Origin of the sequence: Microbacterium helvum (assembly GCF_014779795.1) — a bacterium.
Lineage (GTDB): Bacteria > Actinomycetota > Actinomycetes > Actinomycetales > Microbacteriaceae > Microbacterium > Microbacterium helvum.
Genome location: NZ_JACXZS010000008.1, coordinates 50,390 through 68,392, shown reverse-complemented (window position 1 = coordinate 68,392; position 18,003 = coordinate 50,390). Strand labels below are relative to the sequence as shown.

The window sequence follows — 18,003 nt, the reverse complement described above, 5'->3', positions numbered from 1 at the left end:
CTCCTAAACCCTGGGGGCCGCGCCTTAGCGCGCCTTCTTCTTGCCGGCGACGGTGCGCTTCGGGCCCTTGCGGGTACGGGCGTTCGTCTTCGTGCGCTGACCGCGCACCGGGAGGCCGCGGCGGTGGCGCAGGCCCTCGTAGGAACCGATCTCGACCTTGCGGCGGATGTCGGCGGCGACCTCGCGACGGAGGTCACCCTCCACCTTGTAGTTGCCTTCGATGTAGTCGCGGAGCGCGACGAGCTGGTCGTCGGTGAGGTCCTTGACGCGGATGTTCTCGTCGATCTCCGTCGCCTTGAGGATCTCGTTCGAGCGGGTACGGCCCACGCCGTAGATGTACGTGAGGGCGATCACCACGCGCTTGTCGCGCGGGATGTCAACGCCGGCAAGACGTGCCATGCGGTTCTCCTGAGAGTGAGTGGAGGTGTGGAGCAGGATCGGTGCCCGGGCCTCCGCCCGAGGTGTCCCCCGCGAACGGGTTCTGATCCTGCCTGAGGTTCGTATTCAGTTATGGGCCTGCGTGCGTCGCGGGGTTTCGACTCGCTTCGCTCGCTCAACCTTGACCCGCCACGGCTCAACGCTCCTTCGTCGCATTGAGCCGCGTCGCGTCAACCCTGGCGCTGCTTGTGGCGCGGGTTGCTCTTGCAGATCACCATGACGCGGCCGTGGCGGCGGATGACCTTGCAGTGGTCGCAGATGGGCTTGACGGAGGGGTTGACCTTCATGATTTCTTCTCTTCGCTGTCTTCACCGGGCACGCTTCGCTCGCTGAGCGTGTCGAAGCGTGGGGTGTTACTTCTCGACCGGTCTAGCGGTAGCGGTAGACGATGCGCCCGCGGGTGAGGTCGTAGGGCGACAGCTCCACGACGACACGGTCCTCGGGGATGATGCGGATGTAGTTCTGCCGCATCTTGCCGGAGATCGTCGCGAGGACCTTGTGGCCGTTGCTGAGCTCAACGCGGAACATCGCGTTGGGCAGCGCTTCGGACACGACGCCCTCGATCTCGATGACACCGTCTTTCTTCGCCATACGCTCGCTAACACTTGTGCAGACCGGTCGATCTGCGGTGGATGGGATTCGGTGCGACGACACGCCAATACAGGCGCAACGCACCAAAGATCAAGCATACGTGATAGTAGAGGCCTCGGCAAGCCGGCCCACGACTGCGATGGTGATGGATGCCGGCGGCCGCGGCCGCCGGCATCCATCTGCTTCATCAGCCGTGCCGGCGACGCACCAGGGCCACGACGACGACGGCAGCACCGGCCACGAGAAGTCCGCCGCCGACGGCGATGATCGCCCACGGCACGGTGCCGCCCGTCGCGGGCAGCGGCGCCGGTGTCGTCGGAGTCGGTGTCGGCGTCGGCGTCGGCGTCGGCGTCATCGGAGTCCAGGTGTTGGTCACGGTGATGGCGACCGTCGTGCCCGCCGTCGAGGCGTCGACCGTGAACGTCGACGGGTCGATCGTCGGCGTCGCCCAGGTGCCGCCCTCGGTCACCGGGATGTCGTCCTCGGCGACCGTGCACGTCGCGCCGACCGGAGCCGTGAACGGTCCGGCCGTGTCGCCCGCACTGAGAGTCCAGACGCCGCCGTCGCCCGACATCCCGGTGCCGCACGCCCACGTCCCGGTGAACGTCTGGTCAGGAGCACCGTCGCCCTCGACGACCTTCGTGATCGTGAAGCTCGCGGTGTCGACGTCGGGAGTCGGTGTCCAGGTGTTGGTCACGGCGACCGTCAACGGCGTCTCGACCGAGCCCGCGGTGATCGTCACCGGGGACCCGTCGATCTCGGGCGTGCCCCACGATCCGGCGTCGGTGGCATCCGGAACGCGTTCGGTCACCGTGCAGACCGCGTCGACAGGAGCTTCGAACGGGCCCGCCGTGCCGCCGTCGGCGACAAGCCAGAAGCCTGCGACGACCTCTTCACCGTCGAGGGTGCAGGACCAGCGCCCCACGAAGTTGTGGTCGGGGGCGCCGTCGCCGACCACCGTCTTGGTGATCACGAAGGAGCCGGTCTGCTCGGGCACCCAGGTGTTCGTCACGGTGACGAGCGTCGGCTGCTGCACCGTGCCCGCGGCGATCGTGATCGTCGCGGGGTCGATGACCGGGTCCGCCCAGGCACCGTCGGGGTACGACGACGCGTCGTCCTCGGTGATCGTGCACTCGGCGCCCGCCGGGGCGAGGAAAGGTCCATCGGTCTCACCGGCGGACGCGGACCACGTGCCGTCGAGCACCACGTCGCCGTCCATGGTGCACGACCACTCCCCCGTGAAGGCGAGCGCCGGAGCGCCGGCGCCGACGACGGTCTTCGTGATCTCGAAGGCGCCGATGGGGCGCGGGGACCAGGTGTTGGTGACGGTGACGACGGAGGGCTCCTCGATCGTGCCCGACTCGATCGTGACAGGTGAGCCCTCGATGACCGGGGCGCCCCACGTGCCGGCGGCTGCCTGCAGCAGGGGGGACTCGGTGACGGTGCACTCGGAGCCGACCGGGGCTTCGAACGGACCCGCCGTCTCATCCGCTGCGGCCTGCCAGGTGCCTTCGGCGACGACCTCGCCGTCGAGGGTGCACGACCAGTCCCCCGTGAACGTCCTGCCGGGAGCCCCTTCGCCGTCGACGACCTTGGTCACCTCGAAGGCCCCCAGCTCGTACGCGGGTGCCGGGGTCCACGTGTTCGTGACGGTGACGATCACCGGGTCGGAGATCGTCACGGCTTCGACGTCGAACGTCGACGGATCGACGACCGGATCCTCCCACGAGCCGTCCAGCGGATCGGAGTCGGGGACCAGCTCGGTCACGGTGCAGGTCGACGGGGTGGGTACGATGATGCGGCCGGATGAACCACCGGCGGGCGCCGACCACAGGCCCTCGGCCACGACGGTGCCGTCGGCGGTACACGACCAGGTGCCGCCGAACAGGACCCCGGTGGGCGCGCCGGCGCCCTCGACGACCTTCTGGATCTCGAACGCGCCCGGCACCGTGATGCACGAGAACGGCCCGTAGTTCCACGGGTAGTTGTGCATCTCGTTGCCCCGGCCGTTGAGGAGGATCGAGCCGTTCGTCATGACCCGGCCGTTGGTGCTCGCGGTCGACGACAGCGTCGGCGCGGCATCGTCGGGGTTCACGCCGGGCACGATGATCGAGCCGAGCACCTGGGTCGCGCCGGCGATCGTCAACGAGGTGGTGTCGGCGAAGTTCCACATCGTGCGCTGCGCGACCATGCCGAACAGCGGGCTGGCGAAGTCGCTGGCCATCTGCCCGTCGTCCCAGAACAGGTTCGGCGTCCAGCTGAGGGGCGCCGCACCGGTCACGTTGATGATCACGGCGGTGCTGTCGTCGCCGATGTTGTTGAAGTTGACGTCGCTGGATGCCGCCAGCGTCGCACCGTCGACGGTGAAGACCTGCGGCGACGCGTCGGGATCGTCCGCGGTGAGCACGAGCGCCCCGCTCTCCAGCGCGACCGTGCCCGTCGCGGGCAGAGCCGAGAATCCCTGTGACTGCTGGACCAGCGTGTCGCCCCAGCCTGCCCAGTCCGAGGTGGCGGCCGCACCCATGTCCTGCGTGAGGGTGCCGTTGTTCATCGTGTACGGCGGCTGGTCGTGGTTGGGACCGGCCGGGTTCGGGTCGACGTACAGCGGGTCTGTGGTGCCGCCGACCCGCACGTCCCCGCCCAGCAGCGTCGTGTTCGTCTCGTCGTATGCGCCGAAGCCCACATCGATGCGCGTCCCCGACAGGATGGAAAGGTCGTTGCCGACCGCGAACATCACCTCGCCGCCCGACGGGGCGACCCCTGAGCCGACACCCACGGTCCCGATGTTGAAGACGCCGCCGTCCTTGTTGATGTTCGCGTCACGCTCGACGACCAGCAGTCCTTCGACCTCGCCACCGGTGTTGGCGACCTCGAAGTCCTTGCCGGCGTAGACCGCGATGTTGTTGTCGGTCCACACGTCGGGGTCGTTGTTGTTCGGCCCCGGCAGCGTGCCCGGAGGGCACTCGGGCGACTGCGCCGCGGCAGGCTCGACCGTGAGGGTTCCTCCGACCACGGTTCCGAGCGCGACGGCGAGCCCCGCCGCCGCGAACGCGGCCACGGTGCGGGTGAAACGTCGCGGACTGCTGTGCCTCATGGCGTCCCTTCGCGTGACCGTCGAGTCGATTGCCGGTCACCACTGCCGAATGCGTGCACGCCGGACGCGACACCCCTCCCATTCGGGCATCCACAGCCTATCCGAGGCCGTTTGCCGGCGGCACTCGACCGGCCGCCTCGGTTCGTGCACCTCGACCGCCGCAGCAGCCGGGGTGGCCGCATCCACCCGATCCCCGAGACGCCGCAGACGTGCGAGACGCGCCTCACCTCGACGCAAGGCTTGCGGCGTCTCGCGCACGACTGCGGCGCCTCGCCGCGCTCGGGCACAGCGAAGGGGCGAGGCGAGACGGGGGCGCGGCGCGCGGCGCGGCGGCGCGCGGCGCGGCGCGACGGGGCGGCGCGACGGGGCGGGCTCGGTCCGCGCCGGGCGTGACCGCTCAGCAGAGCCGGACTCAGAGCTTGGGACCGCGGAACGTGGGCGTCGCCACGCCCGGCCCGCCTGGCGGGCAGATACCGAACGACGCCAGTTTCTTGCGGAAGGTCTCGAGGCTCGCGATGTCCTCGGACTCCCACCGGATCACACGACGCCCGGTCCGCCCGCGGATGTCGTCCTCGCGACGCTTCTCGGCGAGCAGCGCATCAGCTGTCGACATGCCGTCGAGCATGTCGCCGTCGAGGTACTTGCGGTGTCCATCGAACTCGCCCCAGACGCCGAGGTCTTCGAAGCCGAAGTCGATCTCGTAGTACCCCGCGTCATGATCGACGCGGGCTTGCAGCTCCGGCGCGCCGAATCCGAGCTGATGGAAGTACAGCCGGCTGACGCTCTCACCGGGCGACGCGGCACGGCCGTCGGCGAACTGCGCGACCCACCGCGCCTGCACACTCCCCCGCGCGCCCGAGCGCAGCGCCGCGCATTCGAGGATCCGCTGCCGAAGGCGTTCGGCGGCCTCGGCATCGTAATCGCGCGAACCTTCAGGCAGCGCCACCTGTCGCAGTGCAGCATCCGCAATCGCCACCGCTGTGGGCAGCGGCAGTCGGCCGATCACGTCCGCGACCGTCCGTGCGAGGTCCGTCACGGCGAGGCCGGCGATGACGTGCCGGTGCTCCTTGATCTCACCCGCGTGCCGGACGGGCGGCCCCTTCACCGCGCGTATGCCGTCGCCGGACTTCGACGGATGCGACCGCGCCCTCGTCGCTCCGGCGGAACCCGGCCCGGTCACGTGCGCTCGTGCCGGCGTGTACCGATACAGGGGCAGACCGTGGAGCACGACAGCACAGGTGTGCGACAGCAGCACGTCGCCCGAGCGCTGAGCGCGCGCCACCGCGATCGCCACTGCGGCGTGCCGTTGCTCGGGATACCAGGCGCGCCAGGTGGCGGCATCCACATACCAACCGTGGTGGACCCGCACCAATCGCTTGGTCGACACCGCGACGCGTACGCTCGCGCGTGACATGCCGCGCATCTGCAGTGCGTCGCGTGACGAGACGTGATGGCCGATCGCGAAGAGGTCCATGCGCCGAGCTTCGCGCGCAGCGCGCACCCGCGACTCGACGATCCGGCGATCTGTGGATGACCTGCGCACGCGCTGTCCCTGTGGAGGGTGCTGCGATCGCGAGGGTGGATGCTGCGACCGCCCGGCTCGCCCGGCCCGGCCGCCGCATTCCGACACGACACGCCGCAGTCCGACGCCCATATTGCGGCGGCTCGCGCAGGAGTGCGGCTCCTCACGGGAAGCGTGCCGCGCCCTATGCGTAGGAGCCGCGTGGCCGCAGAAACGAAGGAAGGGGCTTACTGGAACCAGGTCGTGACGTCGGTCGTGCCGAAGACCGTCTGGTTCGGGACCAGCTGACCGTTGGCCACGACGGTCGGCGTGCCGATGCCGCTCGCGCCCTGCTGGATCGGCGTCTTCTGCGTGACCTCTGTGATGTAGCCCGCGTAGGTTCCGTCGTTCACGCACGCATCGATGCCGCTGACGCCCACATCCGAGGCGATCGCGAGCATCTCCTTGTTCGTCAGGCCCTTCGAGCCCTCAGACGGCTGCTGCGCGAACATCTGCTGCAGGAACGGCAGCGACTTGTCGGCATCCGCCCCCGCCACGCAGTACATCGCGTTCGCGGCGCGCGTCGAGTACTGGGTGCCCTGCGACTGGCTGTCGAGGATCGAGATGGGATGGATGTCGAGCGTGATCGACCCGTCGCTCACCAGACCATCGATCTGCTCACCGAACGTGGACTCGAAATCACCGCAGATCGGGCACATGAAGTCGACGTAGGTGGCGAGGTTGTCGGGCCCGTCGCCCACGTGGATCGCACCCGTCTCCGCGTCGATGTTCGATGCGGACGGCGTGTTCACCTCGGTGGGCAGCGGCTTGGGCGTCGCCGCGTTGTTGAGGACGACGACCAGCACCGTCACCAGGACGAGGGCGATCACGACGCCCGCCGTCACCCAGATCGCGAACCAGTTCGTCTTCTTTGCTGTCTGTGCCATGTGTCGAGCCTCCTAGGCGATCGCGCGCGGAGTCACGCCGAACGGTGCAAGTCCCGCGGCTCCCCCGTCGGGTGCGGTGAGCACCCAGATACCGTCATCGTGCACGGCGACGCTATGTTCCCAATGTGAACCGGCTGTGCCGTCGACCGTCGACACCGTCCAGCCGTCGTCTTCGACGAACGTCGCCTGGTCGCCGATGACGACCATGGGCTCGATCGCGAGCACCAGCCCGGGACGAACCTCGGGGCCGGGGTCCGGCACGCGGTAGTTGAAGACCGACGGCGACTCGTGCATCTTGCGGCCGATGCCGTGGCCGACGTACTCGCGCAGGATTCCGTACGTACCGGACTCGGGCGAGTTCGCCTCGATGTAGGCCTGGACCGCCGCACCCACCTCGCCGATGTGCTTAGCGGTCGCGAGCGACGCGATCCCCGCCCACATCGACCCCTCGGTCACATCCGACAGGCGCTGCCGTTCGGCGACGACCTTAGGGCGGGAGTCGTCGGGAAGCACGACGGTGAAGGCCGAGTCGCCGTTCCAGCCCTTGAACTCGGCGCCGGCGTCGATCGACAGGATGTCGCCGGCGGCGAGGACGCGGTCACCGGGGATGCCGTGCACGACCTCTTCGTTGACCGACGAGCAGATGGTGTGGCGGTACCCGCGCACCATCTGGAAGTTCGACTTCGCGCCCCGGGCCGTGATGAGCGCGGAGGCGGCGGCATCCAGTTCCAGCGTGGTCACCCCGGGAGCCACCAGCGCACGCGCGGCGTCGAGCGCCGCCGCCGTGATGAGACCCGGCTCGACCATCGCCCGCAGCTGAGCGGGCGACTTGTAGATGGAGCGACGCAGCGCCACGGCTCAGGCGGCAGCGCCGCGGCCGAGGCCTCGGGCCTGCAGCGACGCGATGATGCGGTCGGTGATCTCGTCGAGCGTGCCGACGCCGTCGATGCGGTCGACGATGCCGCGCGTCCGGTAGATGTCGAGGATCGGCGCGGTCTCACGCTCGTAGATCGCCAGGCGGTTCGCGATGACCTCTTCGGTGTCGTCGCTGCGGCCCTGCTCGGCGGCGCGGCGCGCGATGCGCGCGATGCTCTCGTCGCGGGGCACGTCGAGCTCGATGACGGCGTCCAGCGCCTCGTCACGGCCCTCGAGGAACTCGTCCAGGTGCGCGACCTGCGCGATGTTGCGCGGGTAGCCGTCGAGCAGGAAGCCCTCCGCGGCATCGGCCTGCGAGAGCCGCTCGCGCACCACGGCGCTCGTCAGCTCGTCGGGCACCAGGTCGCCGGCCTCGATGATGGCCTTCACCTGCTGGCCGAGCTCGGTGCCCGCCGCGACCGCGCCGCGGAAGACGTCGCCGGTCGAGATGGCGGGAACCCCGAAGGCGTCCGCGATGCGGATGCCCTGGGTGCCCTTGCCGGAGCCCTGCGGGCCGACGATCAGGAGTCGCGTCATCGGAGAAGCCCTTCGTAGTGGCGCTGCTGCAGCTGTGCGTCGATCTGCTTCACGGTCTCGAGGCCGACACCGACGATGATGAGGATCGAGGCGCCGCCGAACGGGAAGTTCTGGTTGGCGCCGACCGTCGCCAGGGCGATGAGCGGCAGGAGCGCGATCAGACCGAGGTAGATCGAGCCGGGAAGCGTGATGCGCGTCAGCACGTAGTCGAGGTACTCGGCCGTCGGGCGCCCGGCGCGGATGCCGGGGATGAAGCCGCCGTACTTCTTCATGTTGTCGGCGACCTCGACGGGGTTGAACGTGATCGCGACGTAGAAGTACGTGAAGCCGACGATGAGCAGGAAGTACAGCAGCATGTAGAGCGGGTGGTCGCCCTTGGTGAGGTAGGTCGTGATCCAGATGACCCACCCGGGGGTGTCCTGCCCGGCCTGCGGCTGGTTGAACTGCGCGATGAGCGCGGGGATGTACAGCAGCGACGACGCGAAGATGACGGGCACCACGCCGGCCATGTTGACCTTGATCGGGATGTAGGTGTTGGTGCCGCCGTAGGTGCGGCGACCGACCATGCGCTTGGCGTACTGGACGGGGATGCGGCGCTGCGACTGCTCGACGAAGACGACGAGCGCGACGACGACGATGCCGACGGCCAGTACGAGCAGGAACACCTCGAAGCCCTTGGACTGCCAGATGGCCCACATAGCGACCGGGAACTGCGCAGCGATCGAGGTGAAGATCAGCAGCGACATGCCGTTGCCGATGCCGCGCTCGGTCACGAGCTCGGCGAACCACATGATGAGGCCCGTGCCGGCGGTCATGGTGATGATCATGAGCAGCTGCGCCCACCACACGTCGTTGGTGAGCAGCTGGTCGCACTCGGGGATGCCGGTCGTGCCGAACAGCTGACCGCTGCGGGCGACCGTGACGAGCGTCGTGGACTGGAGGAGCGCCAGCGCGATCGTGAGGTAGCGCGTGTACTGCGTCAGCTTGGCCTGGCCCGACTGGCCCTCCTTGTAGAGGGTCTCGAAGTGCGGGATGACCACGCGCAGCAGCTGCACGATGATCGTCGCGGTGATGTACGGCATGACGCCGAGCGCGAAGATCGACAGCTGCAGCAGCGCGCCGCCCGAGAACAGGTTGACCAGCGACAGCAGGCCCTCGGTCCCCGAGCTCTGCTTGAGACACGACTGCACGTTCGGGAAGTCGACGAACGGCGCCGGCACATGCGCGCCGAAGCGGTACAGGGCGATGATCGCCAGAGTGAATGCGATCTTCCGCCGAAGGTCGGGAGTGCGGAAGACCCGCGCGATGGCGCTGAACAAGAGGATTCCTCCAGAGGGGATGCCGGCACAGTCGATGTGCCGACGTCCAGGGTAACCCAGTGGGGGCCGGAGCAAGCTCCGACCCCCACTGTGCCTGTATTACTTGACGGTGCCGCCCGCGGCGACGATCTTCTGCTCGGCAGAGCCCGAGACCTTGTCGACCGACACGTTGAGCTTCACCGAGATGTCGCCGGTGCCGAGCACCTTGACCTTCTCGTTCTTGCGCACTGCACCCTTGGCGACCAGGTCGCCGATGGTGACGTCGCCACCGGTCGGGTACAGCTCCGCGAGCTTGTCCAGGTTCACGACCTGGTACTCGACGCGGAACGGGTTCTTGAAGCCGCGGAGCTTCGGGGTGCGCATGTGCAGCGGCATCTGCCCACCCTCGAAGCCGACCTTGACCTGGTAGCGAGCCTTCGTACCCTTGGTACCGCGGCCCGCGGTCTTGCCCTTCGAGCCCTCACCGCGACCCACACGGGTCTTGGCCTGGTTCGCACCGGGGACCGGACGCAGGTGGTGCACCTTCAGCACACCCGGGCGCGCGGCCGGGGCGTCCTTCTTGGGGGCAGCCGCCTTCGCGGGGGCCTTCTTCGCAGCCGGCTTCTTGGCGGCAGCCTTCTTCGGAGCCTCGACGGTCTCGACCGTCTCGGCCTTCTTCTCGGCCTTCTCAGCCATCAGTCGATCTCCTCAACCTTCACGAGGTGCGCGACGGTCCGGACGTAACCGCGCGTCTGCGCGTCGTCGGGACGGACGACCGAGTCGCCGATCCGCTTCAGACCGAGCGAACGCAGCGTGTCACGCTGGTTCTGCTTCTCGCTCACCTTGGACTTGACCTGGGTAACCTTCAGGCGCGCAGCCATCAGACACCTGCCTTCGCAGCGGCCGCGGCCTCAGCCTCGGCACGGACGAGACGGGCGGGGGCGACCTGGTCGAAGTCGAGACCGCGACGCGCGGCGACCGCACGGGGCTCCTCGAGCTGCTTCAGGGCCTCCACCGTCGCGTGGACGATGTTGATCGTGTTCGACGAGCCGAGCGACTTCGACAGCACGTCGTGGATGCCGGCGCACTCGAGGACGGCGCGCACCGGACCACCGGCGATGACACCGGTACCGGCGGCGGCGGGGCGCAGCAGCACCACACCGGCAGCGGCCTCACCCTGCACCGGGTGCGGGATGGTCGAGCCGACGCGCGGCACCCGGAAGAAGTTGCGCTTGGCCTCTTCGACACCCTTCGAGATCGCCAGCGGCACCTCACGGGCCTTGCCGTAGCCGACGCCGACCACACCGTTGCCGTCGCCGACGACGACGAGCGCGGTGAAGCTGAAGCGACGACCACCCTTGACGACCTTCGACACACGGTTGATGGTCACGACGCGCTCGAGGAACTGGCTCTCGTTGCGGTCACGGCCACCGCGGTCACCGCGGGTCTGGTTGCGCTCGCGACCACCGCGGCGCGGCTCGCGCTCGCGCTCGGCGGGCGCGGTCGCCTCGGCCGGGGCCTCGGCAGCAGCCTGCTCGGTCACGATGTTCTCCTTGTTGTCACTCACAGGTTCAGACCTCCCTCGCGGGCGCCGTCGGCGATCGCCGCGACACGGCCCGCGTAGCGGTTGCCGCCACGGTCGAACACGACGTCCGAGACGCCTGCGGCCTTCGCGCGCTCGGCGAGCAGCTCGCCGACCTTGCGTGCCTTGGCGGTCTTGTCAGCGTCGGAGGCACGCAGGTCGGTCTCGAGGGTCGAGGCCGAGGCCAGCGTGTGGCCCTTGCTGTCGTCGACGATCTGCACGAACACGTGGCGCGACGAACGCGTGACGACCAGGCGCGGACGCTCGGGGGTGCCGACGACCTTCTTGCGAAGGCGGGCGTGACGACGCGCGCGCGCGTCGGACTTCGACTTCACAGCCATGGTTACTTACCAGCCTTTCCGGCCTTGCGCCGAACGACCTCGCCGGCGTAGCGCACACCCTTGCCCTTGTACGGCTCGGGCTTGCGGATCTTGCGGATGTTGGCCGCGGCCTCGCCGACAGCCTGCTTGTCGATGCCCGACACCGTGAGCTTGTTGTTGCCCTCGACGGTCAGCGTGATGCCCTCGGGAGCCTCGACGAGCACCGGGTGCGAGAAGCCGAGCGCGAACTCGACGGCCGTGCCCTTCTGCGCGACGCGGTAACCCGTGCCGACGACCTCAAGGCCCTTGGAGTAGCCCTGGGTGACACCGATGATGTTGTTGTTGATGAGCGTGCGGGTCAGGCCGTGCAGCGAGCGCGACTCGCGCTCGTCGTCGGGACGGGTCACGAGGACCTGCGCCTCCTCGACCTTGACCTCGATGGGACGGGCCACGGAGAGCTTCAGCTCGCCCTTGGGGCCCTTGACGGCGACATCCTGGCCATCGACCGAGACGGTCACACCGGCGGGGATGTCGATCGGAAGACGACCGATACGCGACATGTCAGATCACCACACGTAGGCGAGGACTTCCCCACCCACGCCCTTCTGCTCGGCCTGGCGGTCCGTCAGGAGGCCAGAGGAGGTGGACAGGATGGCGACGCCGAGCCCGCCGAGGACGCGGGGGATCTCGGTCGACTTCGCGTAGACACGGAGGCCGGGCTTCGAGACGCGCTTGATGCCGGCGATCGACCGCTCGCGGTTCGGGCCGTACTTCAGCGTCAGGGTGAGGGTCTGGCCGACGCGGGCGTCGCTGACCTCCCACGACGAGATGTAGCCCTCCTGCTTGAGGATGTCGGCGATGTGGGTCTTGAGCTTGGAGCTCGGCAGCGACACGGTGTCGTGGTGCGCCGAGTTCGCGTTGCGCAGACGGGTCAGCATGTCTGCGACCGGGTCTGTCATTGTCATTTCTGGGTTCCTTCGTTCACGAGGTATCGGCTGGCGTTACACGCCAGACGACCTTCCATGATGGCCGTATTCAGTTGTAGGCGGATGCCTCGGCCGGAGCTCGCGCGCCGGCCGAGGCATCCACGGGTCACGCCTGGGCGTCCTCGGACTTGAACGGGAAGCCGAGCGCGCGCAGCAGAGCGCGGCCCTCGGCGTCCGTCTTCGCCGACGTCACCACAGTGATGTCGAAGCCGCGCACGCGGTCGATCTTGTCCTGGTTGATCTCGTGGAACACGGACTGCTCCTGGAGACCGAAGGTGTAGTTGCCGTGACCGTCGAACTGCTGGCCCGACAGACCGCGGAAGTCGCGGATGCGGGGCAGGGCGAGGTTCACCAGGCGGTCCAGGAACTCCCACGCGCGGTCACCGCGGAGGGTGACGTGCGCGCCGATGGCCTGGCCCTCGCGCAGCTTGAACTGCGCGATCGACTTGCGAGCCTTGGTGACGACCGGCTTCTGGCCGGTGATCTTGGTGAGGTCGTCGACCGCACCGTCGATCACCTTGCTGTCGCGAGCTGCCTCGCCGACACCGGTGTTCACGACGACCTTGACCAGGCCGGGGATCTGCATGACGTTCTCGTAGCCGAACTCGTCCTGCAGCGCCTTCTTGATCTCGGCGTTGTACTTCTGCTTCAGGCGGGGCTGGATCTTGCCAGCCTCCACGGCAGTGGTGGTGCTCATGTTCAGAGGTCCTTGCCTGACTTCTTCGCGTAGCGCACGCGGACGGTGCGCTTCACGCCGTCCTTCGTCTGCTCCTCGACACGGTGACCGACACGGGTCGGCTTCTTGGTCGAGGGGTCGACGAGCGCGACGTTGGAGATGTGGATCGGGGCTTCCATCGTCTCGATGCCGCCCGTCTTGGTGCCGCGCTGCGACTGGCCGACGCGGTTGTGCTTGGTGACGTAGTTCACGCCCTCGACGATCACGCGGTTCTGCTCGGAAAGGACCTCGAGGACCTTGCCCTGCTTGCCGCGGTCGCCGCCGCGCTCGGGCTTGGCGCCCGAGATGACCTGAACCAGGTCGCCCTTCTTGATCTTGGCCATGGGGTCAGATCACCTCCGGTGCGAGCGAGACGATCTTCATGAACTTCTTGTCGCGAAGCTCACGACCGACCGGTCCGAAGATGCGGGTGCCGCGGGGCTCCCCGTCGTTCTTCAGGATGACGGCGGCGTTCTCGTCGAACTTGATGTACGAGCCGTCGGGACGACGGGTCTGCTTGACGGTGCGGACGACGACGGCCTTGACCACGTCGCCCTTCTTGACGTTTCCGCCCGGGATCGCGTCCTTGACCGTGGCGACGATGATGTCGCCCAGGCCGGCGTACCGACGGTTGGAGCCGCCGAGCACACGGATCGTGAGCAGCTCCTTGGCGCCGGTGTTGTCGGCGACCTTGAGGCGGGACTCGGTCTGAATCACTTGGCCTTCTCCAGAATCTCCACCAGACGCCAGCGCTTGGTGGCGCTCAGCGGGCGGGTCTCATTGATGAGGACGAGGTCGCCGATGCCGGCCGTGTTGCCCTCGTCGTGCGCCTTGACCTTGGAGGTGCGGCGGATGACCTTGCCGTAGAGCGGGTGCTTCACGCGGTCCTCGACCTCGACGACGATGGTCTTGTCCATCTTGTCGCTGACGACGTAGCCACGACGGGCCTTGCGGTAGCCACGGGCGTCGGCGTCGCGCACGTCGTGCGCGCCGTGCTCGACCTCGGCGGCCTGCTTCTTCTCAGCCATCACTCGGCCTCTTCCTTCGCAGCCTCGTCAGCGGCATCCGCCTTCTTGGCCTTGGTCTTCTTCGCCTTCGTCGCGGTCTCCAGCGGCGCGGGCGTGGCACGGATGCCGAGCTCGCGCTCACGGATCACGGTGTAGAGCCGCGCGATGTCGCGCTTGACCGCACGGATGCGGCCGTGGCTCTCGAGCTGGCCGGTGGCCGACTGGAAGCGCAGGTTGAACAGCTCTTCCTTGGCCTTGCGCAGCTCCTCGACGAGGCGCTGGTCTTCGAACGTGTCGAGCTCGCTCGGAGCGAGCGTCTTGGTGCCGATCGCCATTACGCGTCGCCCTCCTCGCGCTTGATGATGCGTGCCTTGAGAGGCAGCTTGTGGATGGCACGGGTCAGGGCCTCACGAGCGAGCTGCTCGTTGACGCCGGCGACCTCGAAGAGGACGCGACCCGGCTTGACGTTTGCGACCCACCACTCGGGCGAACCCTTACCGGAACCCATGCGGGTCTCGGCAGGCTTCTTCGTGAGCGGACGGTCGGGGTAGATGTTGATCCACACCTTGCCGCCGCGCTTGATGTGACGGGTCATCGCGATACGAGCGGACTCGATCTGACGGTTCGTCACGTAGGCGGGCGTCAGGGCCTGGATGCCGAACTCGCCGAAGGAGACCTTCGTGCCGCCGGTGGCCTGGCCGCTACGGCCGGGGTGGTGCTGCTTGCGGTACTTGACCTTGCGGGGGATGAGCATTACGCCGACGCTCCTTCTGCCACGGGGGCCTCGTTGCGGCGGTCGCCGCCACGCTCGCCGCGGTCGCCACGCGGGCCACGACGGTCGTCACGACGACGGTCCGACTTCGGCGCGTTGGCCTGCTCGCGAGCGAGCTCCTTGTTGGTCAGGTCGCCCTTGTAGATCCAGACCTTCACGCCGATGCGGCCGAAGGTGGTCTTCGCCTCGTAGAAGCCGTAGTCGATGTTCGCGCGCAGCGTGTGCAGCGGCACACGACCCTCGCGGTAGAACTCCGAGCGGCTCATCTCGGCGCCGCCGAGGCGGCCGGAGACCTGGATGCGGACGCCCTTGGCGCCGGCGCGCTGAGCGCCCTGCAGGCCCTTGCGCATCGCGCGGCGGAACGCCACGCGAGCGGTGAGCTGCTCGGCGATGCCCTGCGCGACGAGCTGGGCGTCGGCCTCGGGGTTCTTGACCTCGAGGATGTTCAGCTGGATCTGCTTGCCGGTGAGCTTCTCGAGGTCGGCGCGGATGCGCTCGGCCTCGGCGCCGCGGCGACCGATCACGATGCCCGGGCGGGCGGTGTGGATGTCGACGCGGACGCGGTCACGCGTGCGCTCGATCTCGATGTTGCTGACGCCGGCGCGGTCGAGCTGCGTCTGCAGCAGCTTGCGGATCCGGATGTCCTCGGCCACGTAGTCGGCGTAACGCTGTCCCGGCTTCGTCGAGTCCGAGAACCAACGCGACACGTGGTCCGTGGTGACGCCGAGGCGGAAGCCGTACGGGTGAACCTTCTGTCCCATTACTTGCTCGCCTTCTTGCTCTTGCCCGCCTCAGCAGTCTCCGCGACCTCGGGGGTCGACAGCACGACGGTGATGTGGCTGGTGCGCTTCTTGATCTGGAACGCACGACCCTGCGCGCGGGGCTGGAAACGCTTGAGCGTCGTGCCCTCGTCGACGTACGCGTTCTTCACGTACAGGTCCTGCTCGTCCAGGTACTCGCCGTCCTTGTCGGCCTTCACGCGAGCGTTCGCGATCGCCGAGGCGACGAGCTTGTAGATCGGCTCGCTCGCACCCTGCGGCGCGAACTTGAGGATGGCCAGGGCCTCCTCAGCCTGCTTGCCCTTGATGAGCGCGACGACACGACGAGCCTTCTGAGGGGTCACGCGGATGTGTCGCACGCGTGCGATGGACTCCACCATTTCTCTCTCCTCTGCCCCCGCGTCAGCGGCGGCGGCCCTTCTTGTCGTCCTTCACGTGGCCGCGGAAGGTGCGGGTGGGCGCGAATTCGCCCAGCTTGTGGCCGACCATGGTCTCGGTCACGAACACGGGGATGTGCTTGCGACCGTCGTGCACGGCGATGGTGTGACCCAGCATGGCCGGGATGATCATCGAGCGGCGCGACCAGGTCTTGATGACGTTCTTGGTGCCGGCTTCGTTCTGGACGACGACCTTGCGAAGCAGGTGCTCGTCGACGAAGGGGCCCTTCTTAAGGCTGCGAGGCATCTTCCTCTACTCCTACTTGCGCTTCTTGCCGGCGTTGCGACGACGGACGATGTACTTGTCGCTTTCCTTGTTCGCGTGACGGGTGCGGCCTTCGGCCTGGCCCCACGGCGAAACGGGGTGACGACCACCGGACGTCTTGCCCTCACCACCACCGTGCGGGTGGTCGACCGGGTTCATCGCGACACCGCGGACGGTCGGGCGGATGCCCTTCCAGCGGTTGCGGCCGGCCTTGCCCCAGTTGATGTTCGACTGCTCGGCGTTGCCGACCTCGCCGACGGTCGCGCGGCAGCGCGCGTCGACGTTGCGGATCTCGCCCGAGGGCAGACGCAGCTGGGCGTAGGGGCCGTCCTTGGCGACGAGACGCACCGAGGCACCGGCCGAGCGCGCCATCTTCGCACCGCCGCCGGGACGGAGCTCGATCGCGTGGATCACAGTACCGGTGGGGATGTTCTTCAGCGGCAGGTTGTTGCCCGGCTTGATGTCGGCCGAGGGACCCGACTCGACGATGTCGCCCTGCTGGAGCTTGTTCGGGGCGAGGATGTAGCGCTTCTCACCGTCGAAGTAGTGCAGCAGCGCGATGCGCGCGGTGCGGTTGGGGTCGTACTCGATGTGAGCGACCTTGGCGTTGACGCCGTCCTTGTCGTTGCGACGGAAGTCGATGACGCGGTACTGGCGCTTGTGGCCACCGCCGATGTGGCGGGTGGTGATGCGACCCTGGTTGTTGCGACCACCGGTCTTGCTGAGCGGGCGGAGGAGCGACTTCTCGGGCGTCGATCGGGTGATCTCGGCGAAGTCGGCCACCGACGAGCCGCGGCGACCCGGGGTCGTGGGCTTGTACTTGCGAATAGCCATAGTTCTCTAGTCCTCTGTCCCGACCGTCAGCCGACTGCCGTGAAGATGTCGATGGTGCCCGACTTCAGGGTCACGATGGCGCGCTTGGTGTCCTTGCGCTTGCCCGTGCCGAAGCGGGTGCGACGAGCCTTGCCCGTGCGGTTGAGCGTGTTGACCGCTGCGACCTTGACGCCGAAGATCTTCTCGATCGCGAGCTTGATCTCGGTCTTCGTGGCGCGGGGGTCGACGAGGAAGGTGTACTTGCCCTCGTCGATGAGCCCGTAGCTCTTCTCCGAAACGACCGGCTTCAGGATGATGTCGCGCGGGTCCTTGTTGACGGCGGTCATGCCGAGGCCTCCTCGGTGGCGACCGTCTTCGACGCGACGAAGGCGTCGTAGGCGGCCTTGGTGAAGACGATGTCGTCCGAGACGAGCACGTCGTAAGCGTTGAGCTGGTCGAACGGCAGCACGTGCGCGAACGCGATGTTGCGGACGCTCAGGACGCTGATGTCGTCCGAGCGGTCCACGACCACGAGCACGTTCTTGACGGCGCCGAGACCGGTCAGGACCGCCGCGGCGGCCTTGGTCGACGGGGTGCCCTCGATGCCGAAGGACTCCACGACGTGCAGACGCGAGCCACGAGCACGGTCGCTGAGCGCGCCCAGCAGGGCGGCGGCGATCATCTTCTTGGGCGTGCGCTGCGAGTAGTCGCGGGGCTTCGGGCCGTGGACGATGCCACCACCGGTCATGTGCGGCGCGCGGATCGAGCCCTGACGGGCGTTACCCGTGCCCTTCTGCTTGAAGGGCTTGCGGCCGGCGCCCGAGACCTCACCGCGACGCTTGGTCGAGTGGGTGCCCTGGCGAGCCGCCGCGAGCTGCGCGACGACGACCTGGTGGATGAGCGGGATGTTCGTCTTGACGTCGAACAGAGCGGCGGGCAGCTCGACCGAGCCGGCCTTCTTGCCGTCTGCCTTCACGACGTCGAGCGCGAGAGTCGAGTCAGCCAT

At 68.1% G+C, this 18,003-nt stretch carries 27 protein-coding genes; all 27 read right to left on the bottom strand.

Annotated elements, in window-relative coordinates; translation table 11 throughout:
• Positions 1-24: 24 nt before the first annotated feature.
• Complete coding sequence (gene rpsM, locus IF188_RS12860; RefSeq protein ID WP_018171469.1) at positions 25-399, bottom strand: 30S ribosomal protein S13; 375 nt, start codon at positions 397-399, stop codon at positions 25-27.
• Between the two features lie 209 nt (positions 400-608).
• Positions 609-725 (bottom strand): 50S ribosomal protein L36, encoded by a 117-nt coding sequence (gene rpmJ, locus IF188_RS12855; RefSeq protein WP_005050492.1) that lies wholly within the window; start codon positions 723-725, stop codon positions 609-611.
• 82 nt (positions 726-807) lie between these two features.
• Positions 808-1,029, bottom strand: coding sequence for a translation initiation factor IF-1 (infA, locus tag IF188_RS12850; RefSeq protein ID WP_018171468.1), 222 nt, complete (start codon positions 1,027-1,029; stop codon positions 808-810).
• A gap of 187 nt (positions 1,030-1,216) precedes the next feature.
• Positions 1,217-4,123: a DUF5979 domain-containing protein gene (locus IF188_RS12845; RefSeq protein ID WP_191172204.1), complete on the bottom strand. Its 2,907-nt coding sequence runs from the start codon at positions 4,121-4,123 to the stop codon at positions 1,217-1,219.
• Positions 4,124-4,535: 412 nt separating this feature from the next.
• Positions 4,536-5,597: a hypothetical protein gene (locus IF188_RS12840; RefSeq protein WP_191172203.1), complete on the bottom strand. Its 1,062-nt coding sequence runs from the start codon at positions 5,595-5,597 to the stop codon at positions 4,536-4,538.
• Between the two features lie 275 nt (positions 5,598-5,872).
• Entirely contained in the window at positions 5,873-6,571 is a 699-nt protein-coding gene (locus tag IF188_RS12835) for a DsbA family protein (RefSeq protein WP_191172202.1), read from the bottom strand.
• A 12-nt stretch (positions 6,572-6,583) separates the two neighbouring features.
• On the bottom strand, positions 6,584-7,426 hold the full coding sequence (gene map, locus IF188_RS12830) for a type I methionyl aminopeptidase (protein WP_191172201.1): 843 nt from the start codon (positions 7,424-7,426) through the stop codon (positions 6,584-6,586).
• A gap of 3 nt (positions 7,427-7,429) precedes the next feature.
• The gene (locus tag IF188_RS12825) at positions 7,430-8,023 is read right to left on the bottom strand and encodes an adenylate kinase (protein ID WP_191172200.1); all 594 of its coding nucleotides are present in this window, start codon (positions 8,021-8,023) and stop codon (positions 7,430-7,432) included.
• On the bottom strand, positions 8,020-9,342 hold the full coding sequence (secY, locus tag IF188_RS12820) for a preprotein translocase subunit SecY (protein WP_191172199.1): 1,323 nt from the start codon (positions 9,340-9,342) through the stop codon (positions 8,020-8,022). Before secY ends, IF188_RS12825 begins: the two co-directional genes overlap by 4 nt.
• A gap of 99 nt (positions 9,343-9,441) precedes the next feature.
• Entirely contained in the window at positions 9,442-10,017 is a 576-nt protein-coding gene (gene rplO, locus IF188_RS12815) for a 50S ribosomal protein L15 (protein ID WP_018171462.1), read from the bottom strand.
• Positions 10,017-10,202, bottom strand: a complete 186-nt coding sequence (rpmD, locus tag IF188_RS12810; RefSeq protein WP_018171461.1) for a 50S ribosomal protein L30 — start codon at positions 10,200-10,202, stop codon at positions 10,017-10,019. Before rpmD ends, rplO begins: the two co-directional genes overlap by 1 nt.
• Positions 10,202-10,888, bottom strand: coding sequence for a 30S ribosomal protein S5 (rpsE, locus tag IF188_RS12805; RefSeq protein WP_191172198.1), 687 nt, complete (start codon positions 10,886-10,888; stop codon positions 10,202-10,204). The genes rpmD and rpsE overlap by 1 nt, the downstream gene beginning before the upstream one ends.
• Positions 10,885-11,244 (bottom strand): 50S ribosomal protein L18, encoded by a 360-nt coding sequence (gene rplR / locus IF188_RS12800; RefSeq protein WP_191172197.1) that lies wholly within the window; start codon positions 11,242-11,244, stop codon positions 10,885-10,887. Before rplR ends, rpsE begins: the two co-directional genes overlap by 4 nt.
• A 2-nt stretch (positions 11,245-11,246) precedes the next feature.
• Positions 11,247-11,783 (bottom strand): 50S ribosomal protein L6, encoded by a 537-nt coding sequence (rplF, locus tag IF188_RS12795; protein ID WP_191172196.1) that lies wholly within the window; start codon positions 11,781-11,783, stop codon positions 11,247-11,249.
• Positions 11,784-11,789: 6 nt separating this feature from the next.
• Positions 11,790-12,188, bottom strand: a complete 399-nt coding sequence (gene rpsH / locus IF188_RS12790) for a 30S ribosomal protein S8 (RefSeq protein ID WP_018171457.1) — start codon at positions 12,186-12,188, stop codon at positions 11,790-11,792.
• Between the two features lie 127 nt (positions 12,189-12,315).
• Positions 12,316-12,906, bottom strand: coding sequence for a 50S ribosomal protein L5 (rplE, locus tag IF188_RS12785; RefSeq protein ID WP_191172195.1), 591 nt, complete (start codon positions 12,904-12,906; stop codon positions 12,316-12,318).
• Between the two features lie 2 nt (positions 12,907-12,908).
• Entirely contained in the window at positions 12,909-13,268 is a 360-nt protein-coding gene (rplX, locus tag IF188_RS12780) for a 50S ribosomal protein L24 (protein ID WP_141892564.1), read from the bottom strand.
• 4 nt (positions 13,269-13,272) lie between these two features.
• Entirely contained in the window at positions 13,273-13,641 is a 369-nt protein-coding gene (gene rplN / locus IF188_RS12775) for a 50S ribosomal protein L14 (RefSeq protein WP_191172194.1), read from the bottom strand.
• Positions 13,638-13,952: a 30S ribosomal protein S17 gene (gene rpsQ / locus IF188_RS12770; RefSeq protein WP_191172193.1), complete on the bottom strand. Its 315-nt coding sequence runs from the start codon at positions 13,950-13,952 to the stop codon at positions 13,638-13,640. The genes rplN and rpsQ overlap by 4 nt, the downstream gene beginning before the upstream one ends.
• Entirely contained in the window at positions 13,952-14,266 is a 315-nt protein-coding gene (gene rpmC / locus IF188_RS12765) for a 50S ribosomal protein L29 (protein WP_045301493.1), read from the bottom strand. Before rpmC ends, rpsQ begins: the two co-directional genes overlap by 1 nt.
• Positions 14,266-14,685, bottom strand: a complete 420-nt coding sequence (gene rplP / locus IF188_RS12760) for a 50S ribosomal protein L16 (protein ID WP_029145865.1) — start codon at positions 14,683-14,685, stop codon at positions 14,266-14,268. Before rplP ends, rpmC begins: the two co-directional genes overlap by 1 nt.
• Complete coding sequence (rpsC, locus tag IF188_RS12755) at positions 14,685-15,464, bottom strand: 30S ribosomal protein S3 (protein ID WP_018171450.1); 780 nt, start codon at positions 15,462-15,464, stop codon at positions 14,685-14,687. The genes rplP and rpsC overlap by 1 nt, the downstream gene beginning before the upstream one ends.
• Positions 15,464-15,862, bottom strand: coding sequence for a 50S ribosomal protein L22 (rplV, locus tag IF188_RS12750; RefSeq protein WP_018171449.1), 399 nt, complete (start codon positions 15,860-15,862; stop codon positions 15,464-15,466). Before rplV ends, rpsC begins: the two co-directional genes overlap by 1 nt.
• A gap of 22 nt (positions 15,863-15,884) precedes the next feature.
• Positions 15,885-16,166, bottom strand: coding sequence for a 30S ribosomal protein S19 (rpsS, locus tag IF188_RS12745; RefSeq protein WP_018171448.1), 282 nt, complete (start codon positions 16,164-16,166; stop codon positions 15,885-15,887).
• 12 nt (positions 16,167-16,178) lie between these two features.
• Complete coding sequence (gene rplB, locus IF188_RS12740; protein ID WP_191172192.1) at positions 16,179-17,018, bottom strand: 50S ribosomal protein L2; 840 nt, start codon at positions 17,016-17,018, stop codon at positions 16,179-16,181.
• A 26-nt stretch (positions 17,019-17,044) separates the two neighbouring features.
• The gene (gene rplW / locus IF188_RS12735; protein ID WP_191172191.1) at positions 17,045-17,344 is read right to left on the bottom strand and encodes a 50S ribosomal protein L23; all 300 of its coding nucleotides are present in this window, start codon (positions 17,342-17,344) and stop codon (positions 17,045-17,047) included.
• Complete coding sequence (gene rplD, locus IF188_RS12730; RefSeq protein WP_191172190.1) at positions 17,341-18,003, bottom strand: 50S ribosomal protein L4; 663 nt, start codon at positions 18,001-18,003, stop codon at positions 17,341-17,343. Before rplD ends, rplW begins: the two co-directional genes overlap by 4 nt.